Source organism: Neisseria sp. P0008.S010 (assembly GCF_051962715.1).
GTDB lineage: Bacteria > Pseudomonadota > Gammaproteobacteria > Burkholderiales > Neisseriaceae > Neisseria > Neisseria elongata.
This window is the reverse complement of record NZ_JBQCVA010000303.1, coordinates 1-268: the sequence shown is the minus strand read 5'-3', so window position 1 is coordinate 268 and position 268 is coordinate 1. Positions and strand designations below refer to the sequence as shown.

The 268-nt window shown below is 51.9% G+C and carries 1 rRNA gene; it reads right to left on the bottom strand.

The window, feature by feature from the left end:
• Positions 1 to 268, bottom strand: a 16S ribosomal RNA gene (locus tag ACTHSL_RS13695); the annotation flags it as partial.

Below are 268 nucleotides of genomic sequence, written 5' to 3'. Positions count from 1 at the left end.
GACTACAGGGGTATCTAATCCTGTTTGATCCCCACACTTTCGTGCATGAGCGTCAGTACTCGTCCAGTTGGCCGCTTACGCCACTGGTGTTCCTCCCAATATCTACGAATTTCACCTCTACACTGGGAATTCCGCCAACCTCTCCGAGACTCTAGAGATCCAGTTTCAAAAGCAATTCCGAGGTTGAGCCCCGGGATTTCACTCCTGACTTGAAAATCCGCCTGCGCACGCTTTACGCCCAATCATTCCGGATAACGCTTGCATCCCC